We start from the raw sequence: 21,496 nt of genomic DNA on the forward strand, positions 1-21,496 counted from the left end.
GGTATGGACCTGCCGCAACCGCCAGTTTTTCCAAGCCAAGGGGTTCCTTCAGACCGTATGTCGGACTTCAACGATCTCATTGCCCGGGCGGTCAATCCCGCGATGTCCCGCTCGGAACGCGAGGCAGTCTACAGCGTCGTCAAAGAGGCGGTCGAGCGTCTCCAGGCGCGGGACGGCCTTACTGCGGATGATCCCCGGACTGCCCTTCAGCAGCATCTGGTCCAGGAGACGATCCGCGATGTCGAGGCCGAAATCGCGCGTTTCGTCGCCTTGGAAAAGTTGGAGCGCGCCCATGCCGTCCAGATGGCGACCGAGCAGGCTTATGGCGATCGCTGAGCGCGACCGTGCGGTGAGCAGTGCACTCTATCGCTGGAAAATCGATCAGCCGTAGGCGGCGACAGCCCTCACGTTGCCGGGTTCCGCAACGGACAGGCCGGCATCGACGTACTCGTTGAGCTTGTTGCGCAGCGTCCGGATCGAGATACCCAAAATGGTCGCAGCATGCGTCCGGTTGCCGAGACAGTGATCCAGGGTATCGAGAATCAGATCACGCTCCACCTGGGCCACAGTCTGTCCAACGAGACCGCGGGTTGCGGCCTCGGCCACTCGGGCAGCCCGCTCGGCCGGACCTGCAGAGACCGGCGCGATACTGTCCCCTTCGGGGGTCAGAATCGCATCGTGACCGATCTCGGTTCCAGAGGCGAGCAGCACGGCTCGATGGAGGGTGTTCTCGAGTTCGCGCACGTTGCCGCGCCAAGGATTGGCCCGGACGAGGCTCTGCGCCGCCTGACTGAGCGGGCGCATCGGCAGTCCATTCACGTCGGCGTATTTTCGAGCGAAGTGAGCGGCGAGTTCAAGGATATCGGCCGGGCGTTCCCGTAGGGCCGGTAGGCGGAGATGGACGACGTTCAGCCGGTAGTACAGATCCTCGCGGAATGTGCCCTTGCGGACCTCTTCCACCAGATTGCGATTGGACGTCGCAAGGACGCGGATGTCGACTTTCACCGGTGAGGTTCCACCGACCCGGTCGATCACGCGCTCCTGGAGAGCGCGCAGCAGTTTCGACTGCAGGCGCACATCCATCTCGGAGATTTCGTCGAGCAGCAACGTTCCGCCATTGGCCTCCTCAAATCTGCCGATCCGACGCGCGATGGCTCCAGTGAACGCCCCTTTCTCGTGGCCGAACAACTCGGATTCGAGCAGTGCTTCCGGAATGGCTGCGCAATTGACGGAGACGAAGGGGCGGTTGGCCCGGTTCGACTTTCCGTGGACGTGGCGGGCCAACACCTCCTTGCCGGTGCCGCTTTCGCCGGTGATCAGCACCGACGCTTCGGAGCGAGCCACCTGCTCGGCGAGTTTGACCACCTTCTCCATGGACGCGTCGCGCCACACAAAGGCACGGCCATCTTCGGATACCGCCTGGAGCACTGCCGCGATCATGTCGGGGTCGGGAGGCAGGGGAATGTACTCGCGAGCCCCAGCTTGGATCGCCGCAACGGCGGCCTTGGCATCGGTGGCGACACCGCAGGCGATGACTGGCGTGCGGATACGCTCGTCGGTCAACGCGGTGACAAGATCGCGGATCGCCAAGCCGACATCGATCATGATGAGGTCGGCGCCCTTGGAGCGGAGAACGGCCAGGCCCTGCGTCAGGTTCTCGGCGTTGGTCACGGACGCACCGCGGTTCATGGCGATCTTCGACGCCGTGATCAGTTCGCTGTTCAGGCGTCCGATGATGAGAAGCCGCATGGCCCATGGTCTCCGTCAGATTTGGCTTCGCGCGGGTGCGCGGCGGCCGGAAAGGTGAGAAGGTTCAGTGATCGCTCTTGATAATCTCGGTCATCGTAACGCCAAGTCGGTCTTCGACGAGGACGACCTCACCACGCGCCACGAGGCGATTGTTCACGAAAATGTCGATGGCTTCGCCGACCTTTCGGTCGAGTTCCAGCACGGCGCCGGGTTGGAGTCGGAGCAGATCTCCGATCGGCATGCGGGAGGATCCGAGAACCGCGGAGACGACCACTGGCACGTCGAAGACCTGCTCCAGGTCCGCAGCGCTCTTCGGGGTCGTTGGGGCCTCGCGGATCGACTCGGTCCCGAGCCCGTCGAAGGACGCATCGCCGCTATTGAGTTGGGGAAGGCTGAAATCGTCGGACATGCTGGCTCTTCCTGATCCGGTGTCGGGTTAGGCGGGGATGCCAATGGCGGAGAGCACGGCGGCCTCGATGCGGGCGCGGTCTCTCACCACACCACCATCGGCCCATTCCATGCGCGCGTCGCCCGGTGCGAGATCGGGCTCGCCGAGCACGACGAGACGGCCCTCGAAGCCGCGCTCGCGCGCCAGTCTCTTCACAAGAGCCTCAGAGTCATCGACGAGACTCTCGTGAACCCGGACCACTAGGTGAGGCACGCCGCGCAGGTGCTGGAGCGCGGCGCGGGCGGCGTCGCCGATTGCCGCTAGGGGCTGAGCATCAAGGGCCTCGCCGGCGATCTTGCGGGCAAGGGCGACCGCGAAGTCCATCGCTTCGTCCTCACGCGACAGGTCACGTGCATCCGATTGCCCGATCAGGCCGGCGGCTGCGAGCCCCAGTCGGGTGATTGCGTCCGACAGGCGCGCCTGGATCTGCTGTTCGGCGATGGCCTGCCCTTCGCGAAGTCCGCGCGCATAGCCCTCGGCCTCGGCGCGCGCGACGGTCTCCGCCAGAGCGGCCGCCTCCTTAACGGTGGCAGGGTTGTCCGGGCGGGGACGGAAATCGGTGTCGAAGAGGAAGCGACGTGCGTTCAATAGACCAGTTCCTCCTCACCGCTCGACTTGGCGATCATGATCTCGCCCTTCTCCGCCAATTCCTTGGCGAGTTCGGTCATCTTGGCCTGCGCCTCATCCACGTCCTTGAGCCGGATCGGGCCGAGCGAACCCATCTCGTCGGTGATGTTCTTCGCCGCACGGGTGGACATGTTTTTGAGGAAGAAGGTGCGCACCCGCTCGTCGGCCCCCTTGAGGGCCCGGCACAGCGTCTCGTTATCGACCTTGCGCAGGAGGGTCTGAACGCTGCCGGCATCGAGCTTGAGCAGATCCTCGAAGGTGAACATGAGCTGGCGAATCTTCTTGGCCGACCCGCGATTGGCCTGGTCGAGGGCCGTCAGGAAGCGACCCTCGGTCTGGCGGTCGAACGCATTGAACACGTCGGCCATCAGCTCGTGCGCGTCGCGACGCGTGGTCTGCGCGATGGTCGAGACGAATTCGACGCGAAGGGTTTCCTCGATGTGCCGCAGCGCCTCCTTCTGCACCGTTTCCATGCGGAGCATCCGATTGAGGACGTCGATGGCGAATTCCTCGGGCAGAATGGTCAGAACCTTGGCGGCGTAGTCGGAGCGCACCTTCGAAAGGACGACCGCGACGGTCTGCGGGTATTCGTTCCGTAGGAAAGAGGCGAGGATTTCGGGGTCGATCTGCGTGAGGCTTGCCCAGACCCGCTTCCCCGAGGCGCCCTTGATCTCTGCCATGATCGCCGAGACCTGCTCGGTCGGAAAAATCTTCAGGAGCAGAGATTCGGTGCGCTCGAAATTCGACGTGATTCCGCCGCCGGAGGACAGACGCGAGACGAAGTCGACGATGAGCTTCTCGACGGTCTCGGCCTCCAGCGAGCCGAGCTGCACCATGGCGTGCGAGACGAGCTTGACCTCGTCCTCGTCGAGCATCTGCCAGATCGGTGCGCCTTCGCTTTCCCCCAGCAAAAGCAGAAGAGCAGCGGCGCGCTGAGCCCCGGTCATGCCCGGGAAGCCGCCGCCGTTACCGCTGCCGAGCTTGGCGAGTTCCGCCTGAAGGTTCAGTCCCGAGGCCATGGCCTCACCTCCTCACCGGGTGATGCAGGGAATGGTTTCCAGCCGCAATCGACATCAGGTCTCGTGGATCCAGTTGCGGAGCACTTCCACGGTCTCGCTCGGGCTGGCGCGAACCATGTCGACGACACGCTGGACCGTCTCAGCCTGTACCTTGCCGTTCAACTGCGCAAAATCGACGAGCCGCGCAGTGGTATTCTCGGGCGGCACCATCAGAGCTTCGGCGACCGCGGCTCCGGCGCCCGACGCGATCGCGATCTGGATCGGCTCCGAGGCCAGGACCTTCTTCAGCAGGGGGCGCACGACCGCCATCAGGACGATCAGCGTCAGCATGCTGAGAACAGCTAGCTCGACGATCCGCATGATCTCCTCTTTGGACGGGGATAGCAGCGACTGAACCAAGCTTGGCTCGGCGAACTCAACCTGTGTCGGGGTCTCTGCAAACCGAAGGTTCATCACCTCCACCTGATCGCCGCGGGCTTTGTCGTAGCCGATGGCCGATCGGACCAGGGCAGCGATGCGATCGACCTCATCGGCCGGGCGCGGCTGGTAGACCGGCTTGCCATCCGGTCCCGGGACGTAGGCTCCGTCGACCACCACCGCAACCGAGAGCCGCTTGACCCTTCCGCCCTCGGCAATTTCGGTTTTGGTGACGCGGGAGATCTCGTAGTTCGTGGTCTCCTCATTCTTGTTCGTGGAATCTTTCGGGGTCGGAGCCGGCCCCGGCTGATTGGCACCGGGAAGCTCGTTGCCCACCGTGACCGCGCCTTCGGAGCCACTCGTGATCGAGATCTCGCTGCGTGTCTGGGTGGAGCGCATCACGCGGCTCTCGGGATCGAAGCTTTCCGAACGACTTTCGATCCGGTTGAGGTCGAGTTCGGCGCTGACCTGGATGCGAGCGCGGCCGGCCCCGACGATTCCGGCGACGATCTCCTCAATCTGCGAGCGCAGGCGGCGCTCGATGCCGACCTGCTTCTCCTCCATGCCGGCACCGGCATCGGCCTCGGTGCCGCGTGCACCGTCGGCCAGAAGACGCCCGCGCTCGTCGACGATGGACACGCGTTCCGGCTTCAGGCCCTCCACCGCAGAGGCCACGAGGTGGCGGATAGCCCGGACCTGGGAGGGGTCGAGATCTCCCATCAGCTTGAGGACGATGGCGGCGCTCGGTGTTTCACGATCGCGCTCGAACAGGCGGCGCTCCGGGATCACGAGGTGAACACGGGCGGCCTGGACCCGAGCGATGGCCCGAATGGAGCGGGACAGCTCGCCTTCCAGGGCCCGAAGGTGGTTCACGTTCTGAACGAAGTTGGTGGACGAGAAGGCGTCGCCCTTGTCGAAGATCTCGTAGCCGACGCCGGCGGCGCCCGGAAGGCCCTTACCGGCGAGGTCCATGCGCAGGCGGGGAAGGTCGGCGCGGGGCGCCAGGATGGTCTGACCGGCGTCGCCGCGGGTTTCGTATTTGATGCCGCGTGCGTCGAGGTCACGGATCACGGCCGAAGAATCGGACATCGACAGGTCGGCGAAGAGCACACCCATGTCGGGCTTGGAGACGCGCAGGATCACGAAGGCGAAGAAACCGATCAGCGTCATCGTGACGGCGGCCATGGCGGCGAGACGCGCCGGGCCTAACTTGGTCACGAGGTCGAGGACCGGTTTCACGAAGCGACGTACCCACACGAGACGCGGCACCGGACTCCCGGCACCTACTAGGCAAAATTTGCCTGGGTCGTGGTTACCGCGAAGTTAACGTTCCGTGAGGAAGGACGGGTGGTCCTATGATGGAGGACAGGTAGTCCTATACAGGTCGCCGGAAACGCGAAAGCCGCGCCCGGATGAGGAGACGCGGCTTCCGTGTTCGGATGAGACCGACGGGATTGACGGAAATCCCGGCGGTCGGGGACTCAGTGACGGTAGTGCTGGATGCGCGTCGTGCGCAGGCCGGCCAAACCGTGTTGATCGATGGAGAATTGCCAGCTCAGGAACTCCTCGGTGGTGAGGGTGTAGCGCTGGCAGGCCTCCTCAAGGCTGAGCAATCCGCCTCTCACGGCGGCGACCACTTCGGCCTTGCGACGGATGACCCATCGCCGCGTGGTGGTCGGCGGAAGGTCCGCAATGGTTAACGGACTTCCATCAGGCCCGATCACGTACTTCACTCTCGGGCGGCTTGGTTCGGTCATGATACGCTCTACAACTCGACTGACCTGTCGAGATTGGAAGCTACTTGTGGCCGCTTAAGATATCTTGAAGCGGATCACTCGCATTGGATTCGCCCAGTTCGTCATGTGGACAACTTCGCACCGATGTCCTGAACCGCCGACACCGGGACCTTCGATTTGCCGACGAGAAGCACCGGTTCGGACCCGCTGAGATCGATGCTCGACACCGTTCCCTTGACCTTGGTGTCAACCACGATCTTGGTGCCGGTGACGTCGACCGCATCCACTTTGATCGAGTAGGTTCCGTTCGCCGAGGTGAACCCGCTCGACGAGCGCCCATCCCAGGTGAAGGACTGGGCGCCCTCCGCGAGGGCCTTGGTCTGGGTTGCCACCACGTTGCCCTTAGCATCGCTGATCGTCATCGTGGCCTGCTTGGCGGCCCGTGACGGCGTCAGCGTCCATTGCGCGGCGCCGTCCTTGAGCGTGGTCGTCTTTCCGTCCGCCGTGATGGTCTGGCCGATAAAGTCTGTCGCCGACGCTGCGCTCGACGATTTGGCGTTGCTGAGGATCGAGTCTAGACGGTCGTTCGACTTCAGCTGCTGCTCGACGCCGGCATATTGCACCAGCTGTTGGGTGAACTGGTTGGTGTCCATCGGGTCAAGGGGGTTCTGGTTCTTGAGCTGCGTCGTCAGCAGCGTCAGGAACTGGGTGAAATTCCCCGCCAGTTCCTGCTGAGAGGTCTTGGTGGTGCCTTTCGCGTTCGCCGCGCTGGCGGCGCCTGTGATGCCTGAAGCCATGGTTCGGTTCCTCAGATACGGATGTCGATGCCGAGGAGGGCGCCGTAGCGGCGCATCGGAACGGCGGTGAGGGATGGGATGACGTCGGAGGCGTGGGAGCCGGCGCGCGCAGCGCCGTGCCGGTCCGAGGCGCCCCCGTCGGCGCCGGAGCCGTTCGACTGTCCGCTGGCGGCTCCATCGCCCCTCAGGGACAGGTTGATGCTTCCGTCGCCCGCGCTGAGACCGGCCTGGGCCAGCGCCTGCTGGAGATTGGCGGCATCGCGCTGGAGCAGAGCCAGGGTTTCCGGCCGATCGACGACAAGGTGGGCCTGAACCGCCCCGGTCGCCTTGTCGATGTCGAGGTTCACGTCGATGCGGCCGAGATCCTTCGGGTCGAGGCGGATTTCGAATTGATTGCTGCCGGCCAGGGATCGCAGGCCGATTGTCATCGGGACTGCGCCGAGAGGCACCGGTGCCGAGGCCTGGGCACTCGCCGGATTCTGGGCCGTCGGCTCCGCGCCCCTGGCACCGGAGGGAGCGGGGTTCGCCACGGAAGAGGGCGCCAGATCAGTCCGTGCCGTCGCATCGGAAGCGGCGCCCAGAGCCTCGGCAAAGGCCCCCTCGGCCTTGGCGAAAGGCTGGTCGCCAGCCCCCGCGCCGTCATTTTCCGCGGCTACCTTCAGAGCCGGCAATCCGGTGAGGGCCGACGCATCCGGCTTCACCACAGGCGTCATTCGGGCCTCCACCGAACCGGCAATATCGTCACCGGCCTTCGAAAGATCACCCGGCTTCCCAGACCCGCTCTGGGCTGCACCTGCGCCCAGGGCTGCAGCCACCTGCTTTGCAAGCGGAGGGGCAACGGCCGGCGCAAGAACCATCTGCGCCGCGCCCAGCGCCGCTTCCTTCGTCTCGTCTTCGGAGGCCCTACCATCCTCGGGGATCGCCTTGCCGTCGTCAGAGGCCGCATCCGCGTTGGATGTTTCGTCCGATGATCCGGCTGCCCCTGGGGGGGGCGTACCGACCGTTTCGGCAGTTTCCTGGCGGTCAGCGGTGGACACCCGGTCCCGAACCTGCGGGGCAGCGGCCCGCTGGCGCGCCTCCGGGGTCGACCGAGCGCTCTTCGCCCTTTCAGCCCTCTCGGCCTTTGCCGCGTCGTCCTGCCTTGCATCATGCCGGTCCTGCGCCGCTCGACGTGCGGCATCGGCGCGGTCCGACGCCACTCGGTCATTCCGAGTCGCCGCCGCCGCGTAGTCGCCCCGGGGTCGCAGTGCCGCCGAACGCAGGTTGGACGAAGCGTCGCGGGACGCCGCGTCCGATGCCTCGATGCGGAAGCTGGCAAGGTTTGCCCCCGGCGACGGAACCGTTCCGGTCGGGGCTGGCCGCCGCGCCAGGGAACTCCGGTCGATTGGCGAGACAGGCATGGGTCGCTTACTCCTCGGCTCCGACAGAGCAAGGCGCAGGCCAGGAAATTTTTGATCTAAGAGACTGTGATTGATTAGGAATTTTGGTCGACTGTCGAGCTGATGAAAACGCGGGTCGGCAATTTCTGCCTCAGGACCGGCAGCTTTCACCCGTCTGAGGGCCTACACTTGCCTTGTCCCGCTTGACCTATCTCCCTGGAACTACCGGGCGAGGATCGCTATAGACTCACGCGCGGGACCGGACCGGTCCTCACCGGCAAACCCTGGCGCGATGAATTCCCTCGATCTTCCCAAGGCTCCGCACGAGACGCGCGTCGTCGTCGCCATGTCCGGCGGCGTCGATTCCTCCGTCGTGGCCGGTCTCCTGAAGCGGCAGGGCTACGACGTCGTCGGCATCACGCTTCAGCTCTACGATCATGGCGCCGCCACCCATCGGAAAGGCGCCTGCTGCGCCGGCCAGGACATCCATGATGCCCGCCGCGTGGCGGAGGCTCTCGAGATCCCGCATTACGTTCTCGACTACGAGGACCGCTTCCGCGAATCCGTGATCGATCGCTTTGCCGAAAGCTACCTCGCCGGGGAGACGCCGATCCCCTGCGTCGAGTGCAATCGCTCGATCAAGTTCCGCGATCTGTTACGCACTGCCCGCGACCTGGAAGCCGATTGCCTCGCGACCGGGCATTACGTGGCGAGCCGCCCGGAGGCTTCCGGTGGCCGCGGCCTCTACCGCGCCCTCGATCCGGCGCGGGACCAGAGCTACTTCCTCTACGCCACCACGGCGGAGCAACTCGACTTCCTCCGTTTCCCCCTGGGGGAACTGCCGAAGGACGAGACCCGGCGCCTCGCCCGTGACCTTGGCCTTGCGGTCGCCGAAAAAGCTGACAGTCAGGACATCTGCTTCGTTCCGCAGGGACGCTACGCCGATGTGATCGCCCGGCTGCGGCCGGACGCGGCCCGCGCTGGCGAGATCGTCGATCTCGGAGGGCAGGTGCTCGGCCGGCACGAGGGCATCATCCACTACACCGTCGGCCAGCGACGGGGCCTGCGCCTCGCGGTTGGCGAACCGCTCTACGTCATCCGCCTCGAGCCCGACAGCGCCCGTGTTGTGGTCGGTCCACGCTCGGCCCTGGCCACCAGCCGAATTCGGATCACCGACCTGAACTGGCTCGGCGGCGACGAAGCTTTCGAGGGCCTGCCCGTGGCGGTGCGGGTGCGCTCCACCCGCGAACCCCGCCCGGCGCTTCTAACCCGTGATCCCACCGACCATTCGGCCGAGATCGTCCTGGCGACGCCCGAGGACGGCGTCTCGCCCGGACAGGCCTGCGTGATCTACGCCGACGACGGCCCACGCGCCCGCGTCCTCGGTGGTGGCACCATTCGGCGTATCGACGCGTTGGCGACCGGCACGGCCCAAGCCGCCTGAGCGAGAGCCGCGTCATCATAAGCCCCGCCATCGGCGCGGGCGAACCCCGATCCCCTCACAGGACGACGAGACTGACATGCTGAGCGAGCCGCGGGAGGCTGGTCCGAGCACCGCCCTGATGCGCAAGGCCTATGCCCGCTGGGCACCGATCTACGATGTCATCTACGACAAGCTGACGGAGCCGGCGGCGCGCGACGCGGTGAACGCGGCGGTGGCTTGCGGTCCACGCATCCTGGAGGCGGGCGTCGGTACCGGCCTGTCGCTCGGCTATTACCCGCCCACCAGCTTCGTCTGCGGCGTCGACCTGTCCGAGGACATGCTGAAGCGGGCGCGCGCCAAGGTGCTTCGTCGCGGCCTGCGCCACGTGCACGGGCTCCAGGTGATGGATGTGTGCCGCCTTGGTTACGCCGACAAATCCTTCGACGCGGTGGTGGCGCAATTCCTCATCACCCTCGTGCCGGACCCTGAAGCGGCGCTTTCCGAGTTTCTGCGCGTGGTCCGGCCCGGTGGCGAGATCGTGCTAGCCAACCATTTCGGCCAGACCGCCGGTCCGGTGGCGAAGGTCGAGGAGATCGTGGCCCCGCTTTGCACCAAGATCGGCTGGTCCTCGGCGTTCAAATCGACTCGGATCGAAGCCTGGGCCCGAGCCAATGGAGTCGAATTCATCGGTGTCTCGCCGACCTTCCCCGGCGGATTTTTCAAGATCCTCCGGATGCGCAAGCCCGGGTGAGCGAGCCGCTCGCCCGCCCACCGGCATCGACGCGGACGAAACGTCTCTTCCGCTGGATACCGTTGCTGCTCCTCGTCGGTGCCTCTCTCGCCGTTCTTGTCTCGGGTGCTTCGCATCTCCTCAGCCTCGATCGGCTGCTCGCCTCGCGCGCCTGGCTCAACGCGTGGGTGGCGGAAGATCCATTCCGCGCGATGGTGGCGGCCTACTGCGTCTATGTCGGCGCGGTCGTGGTCTCCGTGCCCGCCTCGCTGTTCCTGACGATGCTGTGCGGATTTCTCTTCGGCATCGTGCCGGGCGCGCTCATCGCCCTGGCCGCCGCCACCACCGGGGCCGCCATCGTCTTTACGATCGGGCGCGGACCCGCTTCCGATCTGCTCCTACGGCGGGCCGGCCCACGTCTCGCCAGCTTGGCGGCGGGATTTCGAGAGGACGCTTTCGGCTACATCGCCTTCTTGCGGCTGCTGCCGATCTTTCCGTTCTGGATGACCAATCTGGCGCCGGCCGCCTTCGGCGTGAAGCGCAGCACCTTCGTGCTGGCGACTCTGGTGGGCCTGCTGCCCGGCGCCTTCATCTATGCCTCGACCGGGGCGGCCATCGAGGATGTCGTCGCCGTCCATGAGACCGCGAAGACCGCCTGCCTCGCGGCGCAGGGGCTCGATTGCGACAATGCCCTCACGCTGCGAGCCCTTATCACTCCCAAAATGGTCGCCGGTCTGGCCGCCTTGGCCGCCTTCGCCCTCGTCTCGGTAGTCCTACGACGTCGCCTGACCCGTCGTCAGCCTTAATTTCTGATCGAATTTAGCCATGTACCTGATCTAAAGAGTTCGGGAGCTGGACGCAGCCTTCGACGATTCGGAGCGTTGGCACGGCAATCACGCGCCGAGCCTTCGCCCTGAAAACGCCGCTGGATGGTCCTCCAGATCGAATTCACGCCGTTGCACGTCGCGCCACAGGACACCGGAAACGCAAAGTGCCGAGATGGGTGTGACGTCGCGCGTCGAATTCCAGCAGCAGGTCACCTCCGTCGAGCCGACGCCGTCGCGCGGGCTCGGGCGTCACCTTGGGCTATCCGGGCGGCTGTTCCTGCTCACCGTGGCCTTCGTGGCCCTGATCGAAGTTCTGATCTACGTCCCGACGGTGTCGAACTACCGCCGGATGTGGCTCTCTGACCGGATCGCCGCAGCCCAGGTGGCGGCCCTGGTGCTGGACGCCGCCCCGGACCAGCAGGTCTCCGAGGGCTTGTCCCAGCGCCTCCTGGCCGGAGCGGGTGCTCGTGCCATCGCGGTTCGGGGCAATGGCGCCCGACGTCTGCTGTCGATCGAGATGGTGCCGGACACCGTGTCGGAAATCATCGATCTGCGTGAGGATCATTGGATCGCGTCGATCCGCGGCATCGCCCGGACCCTTCTGGCCGAAACACCACACCCGATTCGGGTCATCGGACATGGACGGGACGGCTTCGATCTCGTCGAGATCCTGATGGATCCGGGTCCATTCCGTGAGGCGGTGGCAGACTTCGCCATTCGCCTCGCCCTGTCATCCCTGGCCATCGCGGCGGCTGTGGCGGGGTTGATCTTCCTCGTGCTCCAGCGCGCGATCGTTCGGCCGGTCGGCCGCCTCGTGCGCAACATCACCGACTTCGCCGAGAACCCCGAGGCGATCGATGGCGTCATCGTGCCCTCTCGCCGGACGGACGAGATTGGACAGGCGGAAATCGCCCTGGCCCGGATGGAAACTGCGCTCGCGGGCGAGCTCCGTGAGAAGCGGCGCTTGGCCGGGCTCGGTCTCTCGGTGAGCAAGATCAACCACGAACTGCGCAATCTGCTGACCACCGCGCAGTTGCTCAGCGACCGACTGGATGGCGTCACCGATCCGGTCGTTCAGCGCGTGGCCCCGCGCCTCGTGGCGACCCTGGATCGCGCGATCCGCTTCTGCGAGGAAACCCTGGCGTATGGCCGGACCTCGGAGCGCAAGCCGAACCGGCGCACGGTTCCGCTGGCTGCGCTGTTCTCGGAACAGGCCGACCTCGCCGGACGCGGCCGCGATTCAAAGATCGCCATTCACGAGATCTGCCCGGGCGATCTCAAGATCTTCGTCGACCCGGATCAGTTCTCACGGGCGCTCGCCAACATCGTGCGGAACGCAGTCCAGGCGCTGAGCCCTTCGGCCAATGGGGCGGAGGCTTCGGTTCGCGACAATCCTGCGATCACCATTGAGGCCAAGCGTGTCGGCGCGGCGGGATCTGGCGAGACCACGATCCTCGTGGCCGATAACGGCCCGGGTCTTCCGGCGCGTGCTCGCGAACACCTGTTCAGCCCGTTCAAGGGGTCGTCGCGCTCAGGCGGAACCGGTCTCGGCCTCGCTATCGCATTCGAGCTGGTCGAGCTGAACGGGGGACGCTTGACCCTCGACGAGACCGCGTGTGGAACCTGCTTCCGCATCACCATCCCGGACGCCGCCGGCGGGTGAGCCGCGGCGGGTTTTGGGAGAGGGAGGCTACTCCGCCGCCGCGAGCGTCAGGCCCGGAACGGTGATGCCGATGTCGCGCAGCAGCTCGGCATCGGAATCGGTCTCGTTGTTGGCCGTGGTCAACAGGCGCTCGCCGTAGAAGATCGAGTTGGCGCCGGCGAGGAAGCACAGGATCTGTGCCTCGCGGGTCAGGCCCTTGCGCCCGGCGCTCAGCCGCACGCGGGCGCGCGGCATGACGATGCGGGCGGTGGCGCACATCCGAACGAGATCGAGGGGATCGACGGCCGGACGATCTTCCAAAGGCGTACCCTCCACCGCCACCAGGGCATTGATCGGAACGCTTTCCGGATGCGGCGCATGGTTCGCCAGCACCTGAAGCATGCTCGCACGGTCCTTGACGCCCTCGCCCATGCCGACGATGCCGCCGCAGCAGACGCCGATACCGGCGTCGCGCACGTTCTGCAGGGTGGTCAGGCGGTCTTCGTAGGTGCGGGTCGAGATGATGTCGCCGTAGAATTCGGGCCCGGTGTCGAGGTTGTGATTGTAGGAGGTGAGCCCGGCCTCCGCGAGGCGCTCGGCCTGCGTCGGCGAGAGCATACCCAGCGTCACGCAGGCTTCCATGCCGAGGCCGCGCACGCCGCGCACCATCGCCAGCACGGCATCGAATTCCGGGCCGTCCTTAGGCTGGCGCCAGGCCGCGCCCATGCAGAAGCGGTGAGCGCCGGCGGCCTTCGCCTCCGCCGCTTCGCGCAGCACCGCATCCGCCGGCATCAGGCGCTCGCGGGCCATCCCGGTGCCCTTGTGGTGGGCCGATTGCGGGCAATAGGCGCAATCCTCGGGGCAGCCGCCGGTCTTGATCGACAGGAGGCTGGCGCGCTGGATGTCGGCGGGATCGTTGTGGGCGCGGTGAACCTGCGCCGCCCGGAACACGAGATCGAGGAGCGGCAGATCGTGGATCGCCTGGATCTCGACCACCGTCCAGTCGTGACGGATGGCCGAGGTTTCGGCGGCCGGGAAGGGGGCGAGGGGGGCCAGAGTGTCGGTCATGTGCCCAGAAGGCGAATCCTGGCCGGAAAATCAAGCCGGCCGCGCATTCAGTGGGTTGGCTCGCCGGCCGCCACCTTGGCGGTCCAGTCGTCGAAGGCGATGATCTCCTGGCGCTGCTCGCCGAGACCGTCGATGCCGAGGGTCACCACGTCGCCGTTGCGCAGAAAACGAGGTGGCTTGCGCGCCATGCCGACACCGGGCGGCGTGCCCGTGGTGATGATGTCACCGGGCTCCAGCATCATGAAGTGCGAGACGTAAGCGACGAGCTGGGCAGGATCGAAGATCATCGTAGCGGTCGAGCCGGTCTGCATGCGGGTGCCGTTGAGGTCGAGCCACAGACCGAGCCGCTTGAGGTCGGGGATCTCGTCCAGCGTGACGAGCCAGGGGCCGAGGGGACCGAAGGTCGGGCAACCTTTGCCCTTCGTCCAGGTCCCGCCGCGCTCCATCTGGTATTCGCGCTCCGACACGTCGTTGCAGATGCAGGCGCCGGCCACGTAGGACAGGGCCTCGTTGGCGTGGACGTAGGAGGCGCGGGCGCCGATCACCAGCGCCAGTTCCACCTCCCAATCGGTCTTGGCCGAGCCCTTGGGCAGGATAACCCGGTCGTTGGCCCCTGCCAGGCACGACGGAGCCTTGTTGAAGAGGATCGGCTCGGGCGGAATGTCGGCGCCGATCTCGGCGGCATGGTCGGTGTAGTTCAGCCCGATGGCGATGACATTTCGCGTCGCGCCGACGCAGGGGCCGAGGCGTGTCCCGGCGGGCAGGGCCGGAAGGCTGGCCGGATCGATCCGGCGCAGGCGCTCCAGAGTTTCGCGCGACAGGGCGGGGCCGGCGATGTCCTTCACGTGCGCCGACAGATCGCGCAGGACGCCCTGCGCGTCGACGAGACCCGGCTTCTCATCCCCGTTCGCACCGTACCGAACCAGTTTCATGGCTGATGCCTCTCTCTACTTCCCGAAGCAACAGATCGATCCCCGGACAACAGGCGGCAAGAGGCGACACGCGACAGATGCCGCGGAATCTGTTCGCTTCAGAAACGTCGGAGGTGCCCGACGACGGCGCTTTTGTCGCCTAAAGGCCACACCGATGCCCGGAGATGCGTCTGCGCCGATTTTCCCGGAAGGGCGCTTACTCACAAATGAGAGAGTTTAGATATGAACCATTCTGCGACCCATCTCATACAGGGGATTACGAGGATGAAATATTACGCACATCAAAGTATAAACGTGAATATTAACGCGATATTTACTTAAGTTTAGCAGGATTGCGAAGTCGACCTGACCACGTCATTGTCTCACCCAAGGTGCAGGGCCGCCCCGTTCGGGACGGGACAAGCGAGCATCAGCAACAGGGGTGGGTCTTACATCATGATGGGCACGTTTCGGGGCCGTTCCATCCGCAGCTTCGCGCGGTCGGGCGTTTCGGCAGCCTTTATCTGCGCGAGCGTGACCGCTGCCTCGGCCGGTGCCTTCGGCATCCGCGAGCAGAGCACGCAGGCCCAGGGCCTTTCCTTCGCGGGTGCCGCCTCCGGCTCCGGCGGCGTGTCCTCGATGTTCTGGAACCCTGCCACCGTGACCATGCGGCCGGGCTGGGTGACCGAGCAAAACCTCTCCTTCATCAACCTGTCCGGGCGGATCACTCCCGAGGCCGGCACCAACCCGGCGTTTGCCCGCCTCGGTGGCAGCGGCGATATCGGCCAGGGCGCCGTAGTGCCTGCGGGCGCCACCTCCTACCAGCTTAACGAACGTCTCTGGATCGGCATCACGACCGGCGCGCCCTTCGGCCTCGTAACCAAGCCGCGCAACACCTGGGCCGGCGAGATCTACGGACGCTCCAGCCGGATCTTTTCCCTCGCCTTCAATCCGCTCATCGGCTTCAAGGTCAACGAATGGCTGTCGGTCGCCGCCGGTCCGAACATCGAATATTTCAAGCTGACCCTGCGTCAGGGGTTTCTCTCGCCGATCAATATCGATCCCGCGAACCTGCCGAGTTCCGGCATCAAGGCGGATTCCTGGGGCGTCGGATTCACCGCCGGTGTTCTGATCACACCGCTGGAAGGTACCGCAATCGGCGTCGGCTTCCGCTCGTCGGTGCATCACGACATCGGTGGTCAACTCATCCTTCCGGGCCCGTTCGCCGCTTTGGGCGGTGACGTGAAGGCGAAGCTCAACACGCCCGAGAAGCTGAGCGTCGGCCTCACGCAGGCGATCAGCCCGGTGGCCCGCATCAATTTCGGCTTCGAGTGGGACAACTGGAGCCGCCTCGGGGAGGTCAATGTCCTCTCCAATCGGACCGGTGGCGTCGCGACCGTCCTACACCTGAACTACAAGGACGGTTATACCTATTCCGTTGGTGGCGAATACGATTGGTCTCCGGCGCTGACGGTCCGCGCCGGTGTCGCCTACGAGCAGTCGCCCATCAACGACGCGAACCGCACCGTCCGCCTCCCGGACGGCGACCGGGTCAACCTCTCCTTCGGCGGAAGCTACCGCTGGAGCGAGAAGCTGACGCTCAATCTCGCCTATTCCCACCTGTTCGTGGACAAGAACAGCATCGTGACGCGCGACAACCCGCTGGTGCCCTTCGTCGGGACAGCGAACGGCAGCGCCGACATCGTGTCGGTCGGCTTCCGCTACGTCTTCGGCGAGCCGGCAGTGGTCGCACCTGCGCCTCTGGTGCGTAAATTCTGAAGCTGGTGCCGGCGGCGGTGCAGACGCGATCTTCAACGCCGCCGAGACGCCCAGGACCGGCCGCTCATCGCTGAAAGCCGACAGACCCGGGCCGCAGGCAAGGCCGTTCCAGAACGCAACCAAAAGAACGATTGACGCCGCATCGAGATCTTCCAGCCTGCGATATATCCTACGAGATCACGGGCCGCCCCCATCAAGCAGATGATTTTTCTGCGCCGGCAGTGAGCGACCAAGGCCTGTAATGGCCATTACTTGAAAGATTTTCTGACAACCGGTCCGGATCGCAAAAAAGCTGGACGACCCGACCCAGGGTCGAATGCTCATTTATTAAGAACTTTGAGAAAAGCGCGTCGATACCTTGATGGACGCGATGTCTCGCGTCACCATGGCCGATCTCGGCACATGGAGTGGCAGGAATGATCACGAATCTTGGTCCAGATGACGATCGAGTCGTCGGTTCGTCTGGCGCGGACACCCTGTCGGGAGGCTTGGGCTCGGATACCCTGACGGGCAGCGGCGGAGACGATATCCTGTACGGGTTCGGGTCCGCCGATCGCGCCCTCGATTCAGGCGCCATCGACGTTCACCGCCTACCGGTCGGCTTCGCAAGTCCCGTCTATGCCGCATCGCCGCCCGGGCAGCCGGGCCTTCTCTACGTGGTCGAGCAGCATAGCGGTCGGATCGTCATCCTCGATACGGCCAGCGAGACCAAGTTGGCGATTCCGTTCCTCGATCTTCCCGACACCAGCCTCGCGCCCGGTGGAGAGCAGGGCCTTCTCGGCCTGGCGTTCGATCCTGGCTACGCCGCCAACGGCAAGTTCTACGTCTATCTGACCAACCCGACCGGAGCCGTCGAGATTCGCGAGTACACGCGATCCGCGACCCAACCGAACCAGGCCGATCCGGCCTCCGCCAAGGTCATCCTCGCCTTCGACCATCCGGGAGACCAGCATTACGGCGGCTGGATGGACTTCGGTCCGGACGGCTTCCTCTACATCGCCACCGGCGATGGCGGGTTCCCGGGACGCGTAGAGGACACGGCGCAGGACCCGAACTCACTCCTCGGCAAAATGCTGCGGATCGACGTCCGTGCCGATGGCTTTCCGAACGACTCGACCCGGAACTACGTCATCCCGGATGGGAATGCGTTCGCGCCGGGCGAGGGTGCACCCGAGGTTTGGGCGCTCGGCCTGCGCAATCCCTGGCGGAACAGCTTCGATTCCAAGACAGGCGATCTCTACATCGGCGATGTGGGCGAGGACCGAACCGAGGAGATCAATTTCGTCCAAGCCGGCACCGGTGGCGGTTTGAATTTCGGCTGGCGCGTGAAGGAAGGATCGATCGGCCCGGACGATCCGGCCTATACCGATCCGACCTTGGAGTACCAGCATGGCAGCGGCCCACTGAACGGGTCCTCAGTCACCGGTGGCTACGTCTACCACGGCCCCGGTGGTGCGCAGGATCTCTACCTCTTCACCGATTTCTCGGCCAATCATCTCTGGGCCACCCGTATCGTCAACGGCGAACCCCAGTTCTTCCGAAATCTGGTTCAGGATCTGCGCATCGATAATGGCCGCTTCAGCGCCATCGTGTCTTTCGCCCAGAGCGGCGACGGCAGCCTCTACGCAATGGGCGTCGACGGCAAATTCCTCCGCCTGAGTTTCTCGGAAGGTGCCGGCGACGGGAACGACACGCTCGACGGCGGCGTGGGGAACGACATGCTCTTCGGCGGGAGCGGCGACGATCGGCTTTTCGGCGGCGCCGATGCCGATCAACTCGTCGGCGGGCTCGGCAATGACGTTCTCGATGGCGGCACCGGCGACGACATCGCCCGCTTCTCCGGAACGTTGGCGCAGCATGCCATCCGGTACGACGCCCCCACCGGACGCTTCACTATCAGCGACACGCGCCCTGGTCTCAATGACGGGACCGATATCCTGAGCGGCATCGAACGTTTCCAGTTTGACGATCAGGTGGTCAACGCGTCGAGCTACCAGCCGACGGTCTTCTCGCTCGCCGCCCTCTCCGCTGCTGCGCTGGAGGGGAACGGCGGTTCGACACCTTTCCAATTCGACATCACCCGTGACGGGTCCGTCGATGCCGCCGCGACCATCCGCTTCTCGGTCACCAGCGACACGGCGGACGGCGCCGATTTCTCCGGTAATGTTCTCCCGTCCGGTACCGTGACGTTCGCTGCCGGGCAGAGCACGGCGCGCGTCACGATCGCGGTTGCGGGCGATGCGCTGGTCGAGCGCGACGAGGCCTTCACGGTCACCCTCGCATCCCCCAGTACCGGCAGCATCGACCCGCTTCATGCAACCGCATCGGCGACGATCCGCAACGAAGACATTGCGTCAGGGAGCTACGTTCGCGGCACGGCATCGGCCGACGTCCTCGATTTCTCGACCTCGACCACGCGCGTTCAGATCGCTGGCCTCGACGGCGACGACACACTTCGCGGCGGCCGCGGAGATGACTCCCTGAATGGGGGCGCCGGCAACGACGTGCTGTCCGGGGGCAACGGCAATGACGTGCTCACCGGGGGCCTCGGAGCGGATCGCATGGCCGGTGGTGCCGGAAACGACACCTTCCTGATCGCGCGCGGAGACTTGGCTTTGAAGGGCGCCACGGACCTGATCGTCGATTTCCAGGGTGCGGGCGCCATCGGCGGCGATCTGATCAAGCTCACCGGTTTCACGGCCGGCTCGACCCTGGCTATGGTGGGGACATCGGGGAACGCGATGGTCTACGAGATTCACGATACCGCTGGCCTATCCGAAGGACAATTGCTGATCAGCACCGGCGGCACACCGGGCACCCTTCTGATTCCGAGCGACTACGCCTTCGCCTGATCGGCAGACGCGACGAAGCATCTGTTCTTTGAGGGCAGCCATGAATGCCCTCCGGGGACGGTGATGAATGCCCTCAGGGCCGATCCTTCAGGATTGGCCCGTCGTCAAAGACGATCGGAACGGCACGTCGTCGATGTACCGCGAGGGCGCAGCCCTTACGCTTTCATCCGCACGTAGGTGCCGGGTGCCGGGCCAAGAGAGGCAAGGCCGGCTTCGCCGGGAATCCGGGCCGGGACGCGGGCCGGGGCCTGATGCTCCAACCACTGGAACCAGTAGGGCCACCACGATCCCTTGGTTTCAGTCGCCGCCGCCAGCCAGTCCTCGAATTTTCCCTTGGCCGGGCCGCCGGTCCAGAACCCGTATTTCGGCTTTGAGGGCGGGTTCACCACTCCGGCGATGTGACCCGATCCCGCCAGCACATAGTCGACCGGACCGCCGAACTTCGAGGAACCCTCGAACACCGACAGGGCAGGAGCGATGTGATCCTCCTTGGTGGCGAGATTGAAGATCGGAATTTTGACCTTCTTCAGATCGAGCCGCACGTTGCCGAGGATCATCTTGCCTTGCGCCAATGTGTTGTCGAGGTAGCAGTTGCGCAGGTAGAACGAGTGGTTGGCCGCCGGCATCCGGGTCGAATCGGCATTCCAGTACAGAAGGTCGAAGGGCATCGGCGACTGGCCCTTGACGTAGTTGTTGACCACGTACGACCAGATCAGATCGTTCGGCCGCAGCATGTTGAAGGCTGTGGCCATGCCGGTGCCCTCGAGGTAGCCGCGCTTCTCCATCCGCGACTCGATCAGGCGGATCTGGTCCTCATCGGCGAACACCTTCAGGTCGCCCGCATGGGTGAAGTCCACCTGCGTGGTCAGGAAGGTCGCGCTCTTGATGCGCTTGTTGCCGGTTGCGGCCTGCATCGCCAGTGTGACGGCGAGCAGCGTGCCGCCGACGCAGTAGCCCGCCGCCGCGACCTCGCTTTCGCCGGTGGCCACCCCGATCGCGTCGATCGCGCTCTCGATCCCCTCCCGCATGTAGCTTTCGAAGTCCTTGTCGGCGTGCCGCGCATCGGGGTTGACCCAGGAGATGCAGAACACCGTCAGGCCCTGGCTCACCATCCAGGCGATCAGGCTCTTCGAGGGGTTGAGATCGAGGATGTAGAACTTGTTGATCCAGGGCGGCACGATGAGGAACGGGCGCTTGAGCACCGTGTCGGTGGTGGGCGCGTACTGGATCAGCTCCATCAGATCGTTGCGGAACACCACTTCGCCCGGCGTCACCGCTACGTTGACGCCGACCTCGAAGCCGGCGGAGGGGTCGGTCTGGCGCACGCGAAGCTGGCCCTTGCCGGCCTCGATGTCCTCGGCCAGCATCTTCATGCCGCGCACCAAGTTGGCGCCGTTCTCCTTCAGGGTGTGCCGGATCAACTCCGGATTGGTCATCACGAAGTTCGAGGGCGAAAGCGCGCCGGTGATCTGGCGCAGGTAGAACTGCGCCTTGTGCCGGGTGTGCTCATCGATGCCCTCGGCGTCCTCGACCAGCCCTTCGGCCCAGCGGGACGTGATGAGATAGCTCTGCTTGATGAAGTCGAAGATCGGGTTGGTCGACCATTCCGCGTGGGCGAAGCGGTTGTCCTTCGGCTCGGGCTGCGCCACGGGCGCGGCCGCTTCGCCCTGCAGCCTCTGCCAGGTCGAACCCCACAGGGTGATGAAGGCCTCGCTCAGTTTGGTCTGGGCCTCGACCGTCCGCTTCGGATCGGACAGCCAGGTCTCGGCCACGGTGCCGAGGGTGCGGACCACGTCCTTGACCTCCTCGGGCGGCTCGACCGCCTCGACCGGGAGGGCATCCGGCGTTCCAACCGGTTTCATGTAGCGAGAGGCAGCACGCCCGAATTCCTCGACCAGAAGGCTGGCGTTGCGGGACAGAGCTTCGATGTCGGGCAGCGGCGGCGTCGTCCGTTCGGTCGTCACGCGTGCGTTTCTCCCCGAGTTCGGCCCGACCCTTGTGCGTGCGACGCCTGTCGCGCGACCGTGGGAAGCCTCGTTTCCGACAAATTAACGCGCCATCGCGCAGTTCCGCCAGAGCGCCCGCTTCCGAA

Annotated in this window: 18 protein-coding genes; 7 read left to right on the forward strand and 11 right to left on the reverse strand. The window is 65.2% G+C overall.

Annotation, left to right across the window (positions count from 1 at the left end):
* The first annotated feature begins 57 nt into the window (after nucleotides 1–57).
* A complete protein-coding gene (locus tag J7U37_RS04270; protein ID WP_056479158.1) occupies nucleotides 58–336 on the forward strand; it encodes a hypothetical protein in 279 nt (92 codons plus the stop codon).
* A gap of 45 nt (nucleotides 337–381) precedes the next feature.
* Here the strand turns inward: J7U37_RS04270 and J7U37_RS04275 are convergent, their stop codons facing one another.
* The 8 genes from J7U37_RS04275 to J7U37_RS04310 all read right to left on the reverse strand — a co-directional run bounded on the left by J7U37_RS04275 (nucleotide 382) and on the right by J7U37_RS04310 (nucleotide 7,506).
* A complete protein-coding gene (locus J7U37_RS04275; protein ID WP_247634913.1) occupies nucleotides 382–1,749 on the reverse strand; it encodes a sigma-54 dependent transcriptional regulator in 1,368 nt (455 codons plus the stop codon).
* Nucleotides 1,750–1,813: 64 nt separating this feature from the next.
* Entirely contained in the window at nucleotides 1,814–2,158 is a 345-nt protein-coding gene (gene fliN, locus J7U37_RS04280; RefSeq protein WP_056189298.1) for a flagellar motor switch protein FliN, read from the reverse strand.
* A 27-nt stretch (nucleotides 2,159–2,185) separates the two neighbouring features.
* On the reverse strand, nucleotides 2,186–2,785 hold the full coding sequence (locus tag J7U37_RS04285; RefSeq protein WP_247634914.1) for a FliH/SctL family protein: 600 nt from the start codon (nucleotides 2,783–2,785) through the stop codon (nucleotides 2,186–2,188).
* Nucleotides 2,782–3,843 (reverse strand): flagellar motor switch protein FliG, encoded by a 1,062-nt coding sequence (gene fliG, locus J7U37_RS04290; RefSeq protein WP_056189294.1) that lies wholly within the window; start codon nucleotides 3,841–3,843, stop codon nucleotides 2,782–2,784. The genes J7U37_RS04285 and fliG overlap by 4 nt, the downstream gene beginning before the upstream one ends.
* A 54-nt stretch (nucleotides 3,844–3,897) precedes the next feature.
* Complete coding sequence (fliF, locus tag J7U37_RS04295; RefSeq protein ID WP_247634979.1) at nucleotides 3,898–5,499, reverse strand: flagellar basal-body MS-ring/collar protein FliF; 1,602 nt, start codon at nucleotides 5,497–5,499, stop codon at nucleotides 3,898–3,900.
* A 242-nt stretch (nucleotides 5,500–5,741) separates the two neighbouring features.
* Nucleotides 5,742–6,017: a DUF1153 domain-containing protein gene (locus J7U37_RS04300; RefSeq protein ID WP_018044452.1), complete on the reverse strand. Its 276-nt coding sequence runs from the start codon at nucleotides 6,015–6,017 to the stop codon at nucleotides 5,742–5,744.
* Between the two features lie 101 nt (nucleotides 6,018–6,118).
* Nucleotides 6,119–6,793 carry a flagellar hook capping FlgD N-terminal domain-containing protein gene (locus J7U37_RS04305; protein WP_247634915.1) on the reverse strand — a complete coding sequence of 225 codons (675 nt, stop codon included), beginning with the start codon at nucleotides 6,791–6,793 and terminating at the stop codon, nucleotides 6,119–6,121.
* A gap of 11 nt (nucleotides 6,794–6,804) precedes the next feature.
* Complete coding sequence (locus J7U37_RS04310) at nucleotides 6,805–7,506, reverse strand: flagellar hook-length control protein FliK (protein ID WP_247634916.1); 702 nt, start codon at nucleotides 7,504–7,506, stop codon at nucleotides 6,805–6,807.
* Nucleotides 7,507–8,464: 958 nt separating this feature from the next.
* Here J7U37_RS04310 and mnmA point away from each other — a divergent pair.
* The 4 genes from mnmA (at nucleotide 8,465) to J7U37_RS04330 (ending at nucleotide 12,815) form a co-directional block, all read left to right on the forward strand.
* Nucleotides 8,465–9,616: a tRNA 2-thiouridine(34) synthase MnmA gene (mnmA, locus tag J7U37_RS04315; protein WP_056189287.1), complete on the forward strand. Its 1,152-nt coding sequence runs from the start codon at nucleotides 8,465–8,467 to the stop codon at nucleotides 9,614–9,616.
* Between the two features lie 76 nt (nucleotides 9,617–9,692).
* The gene (locus J7U37_RS04320) at nucleotides 9,693–10,346 is read left to right on the forward strand and encodes a class I SAM-dependent methyltransferase (protein ID WP_247634917.1); all 654 of its coding nucleotides are present in this window, start codon (nucleotides 9,693–9,695) and stop codon (nucleotides 10,344–10,346) included.
* The gene (locus J7U37_RS04325; protein ID WP_247634918.1) at nucleotides 10,343–11,131 is read left to right on the forward strand and encodes a VTT domain-containing protein; all 789 of its coding nucleotides are present in this window, start codon (nucleotides 10,343–10,345) and stop codon (nucleotides 11,129–11,131) included. Before J7U37_RS04320 ends, J7U37_RS04325 begins: the two co-directional genes overlap by 4 nt.
* A gap of 199 nt (nucleotides 11,132–11,330) precedes the next feature.
* Nucleotides 11,331–12,815, forward strand: coding sequence for a HAMP domain-containing sensor histidine kinase (locus J7U37_RS04330; protein WP_247634919.1), 1,485 nt, complete (start codon nucleotides 11,331–11,333; stop codon nucleotides 12,813–12,815).
* 27 nt (nucleotides 12,816–12,842) lie between these two features.
* Here J7U37_RS04330 and bioB read toward each other — a convergent pair whose 3' ends face one another.
* Together bioB and J7U37_RS04340 are read right to left on the reverse strand one after the other, a co-directional pair.
* The gene (gene bioB, locus J7U37_RS04335) at nucleotides 12,843–13,862 is read right to left on the reverse strand and encodes a biotin synthase BioB (protein WP_247634920.1); all 1,020 of its coding nucleotides are present in this window, start codon (nucleotides 13,860–13,862) and stop codon (nucleotides 12,843–12,845) included.
* A 47-nt stretch (nucleotides 13,863–13,909) separates the two neighbouring features.
* On the reverse strand, nucleotides 13,910–14,794 hold the full coding sequence (locus tag J7U37_RS04340) for a fumarylacetoacetate hydrolase family protein (protein ID WP_056189272.1): 885 nt from the start codon (nucleotides 14,792–14,794) through the stop codon (nucleotides 13,910–13,912).
* 435 nt (nucleotides 14,795–15,229) lie between these two features.
* On the opposite strand from J7U37_RS04340, the gene J7U37_RS04345 reads away from it, so the two are divergent.
* Together J7U37_RS04345 and J7U37_RS25085 are read left to right on the forward strand one after the other, a co-directional pair.
* A complete protein-coding gene (locus J7U37_RS04345; protein WP_247634921.1) occupies nucleotides 15,230–16,552 on the forward strand; it encodes an outer membrane protein transport protein in 1,323 nt (440 codons plus the stop codon).
* Between the two features lie 416 nt (nucleotides 16,553–16,968).
* A complete protein-coding gene (locus J7U37_RS25085) occupies nucleotides 16,969–19,404 on the forward strand; it encodes a PQQ-dependent sugar dehydrogenase (protein ID WP_282103613.1) in 2,436 nt (811 codons plus the stop codon).
* Nucleotides 19,405–19,559: 155 nt separating this feature from the next.
* On the opposite strand, the gene phaC is transcribed toward J7U37_RS25085, so the two are convergent.
* A complete protein-coding gene (gene phaC, locus J7U37_RS04360) occupies nucleotides 19,560–21,368 on the reverse strand; it encodes a class I poly(R)-hydroxyalkanoic acid synthase (RefSeq protein WP_247634922.1) in 1,809 nt (602 codons plus the stop codon).
* Nucleotides 21,369–21,496: the final 128 nt, after the last annotated feature.

The sequence above is a fragment of the Methylobacterium sp. 37f genome, assembly GCF_023093475.1.
Classification (GTDB): Bacteria; Pseudomonadota; Alphaproteobacteria; order Rhizobiales; family Beijerinckiaceae; genus Methylobacterium.

What these genes read in the sequence shown, in the direction of transcription:
- mnmA (WP_056189287.1), top strand. Translation starts at nt 8,465, where the DNA reads ATGAATTCCCTCGATCTTCCCAAGGCTCCGCACGAGACGCGCGTCGTC.
- J7U37_RS04340 (WP_056189272.1), bottom strand. Translation starts at nt 14,794, where the DNA reads ATGAAACTGGTTCGGTACGGTGCGAACGGGGATGAGAAGCCGGGTCTC.
- J7U37_RS04345 (WP_247634921.1), top strand. Translation starts at nt 15,230, where the DNA reads ATGATGGGCACGTTTCGGGGCCGTTCCATCCGCAGCTTCGCGCGGTCG.
- J7U37_RS04320 (WP_247634917.1), top strand. Translation starts at nt 9,693, where the DNA reads ATGCTGAGCGAGCCGCGGGAGGCTGGTCCGAGCACCGCCCTGATGCGC.
- fliN (WP_056189298.1), bottom strand. Translation starts at nt 2,158, where the DNA reads ATGTCCGACGATTTCAGCCTTCCCCAACTCAATAGCGGCGATGCGTCC.
- J7U37_RS04305 (WP_247634915.1), bottom strand. Translation starts at nt 6,793, where the DNA reads ATGGCTTCAGGCATCACAGGCGCCGCCAGCGCGGCGAACGCGAAAGGC.
- J7U37_RS25085 (WP_282103613.1), top strand. Translation starts at nt 16,969, where the DNA reads ATGATCACGAATCTTGGTCCAGATGACGATCGAGTCGTCGGTTCGTCT.
- bioB (WP_247634920.1), bottom strand. Translation starts at nt 13,862, where the DNA reads ATGACCGACACTCTGGCCCCCCTCGCCCCCTTCCCGGCCGCCGAAACC.
- fliG (WP_056189294.1), bottom strand. Translation starts at nt 3,843, where the DNA reads ATGGCCTCGGGACTGAACCTTCAGGCGGAACTCGCCAAGCTCGGCAGC.
- J7U37_RS04275 (WP_247634913.1), bottom strand. Translation starts at nt 1,749, where the DNA reads ATGCGGCTTCTCATCATCGGACGCCTGAACAGCGAACTGATCACGGCG.
- J7U37_RS04270 (WP_056479158.1), top strand. Translation starts at nt 58, where the DNA reads ATGTCGGACTTCAACGATCTCATTGCCCGGGCGGTCAATCCCGCGATG.
- J7U37_RS04300 (WP_018044452.1), bottom strand. Translation starts at nt 6,017, where the DNA reads ATGACCGAACCAAGCCGCCCGAGAGTGAAGTACGTGATCGGGCCTGAT.
- J7U37_RS04310 (WP_247634916.1), bottom strand. Translation starts at nt 7,506, where the DNA reads ATGACGCCTGTGGTGAAGCCGGATGCGTCGGCCCTCACCGGATTGCCG.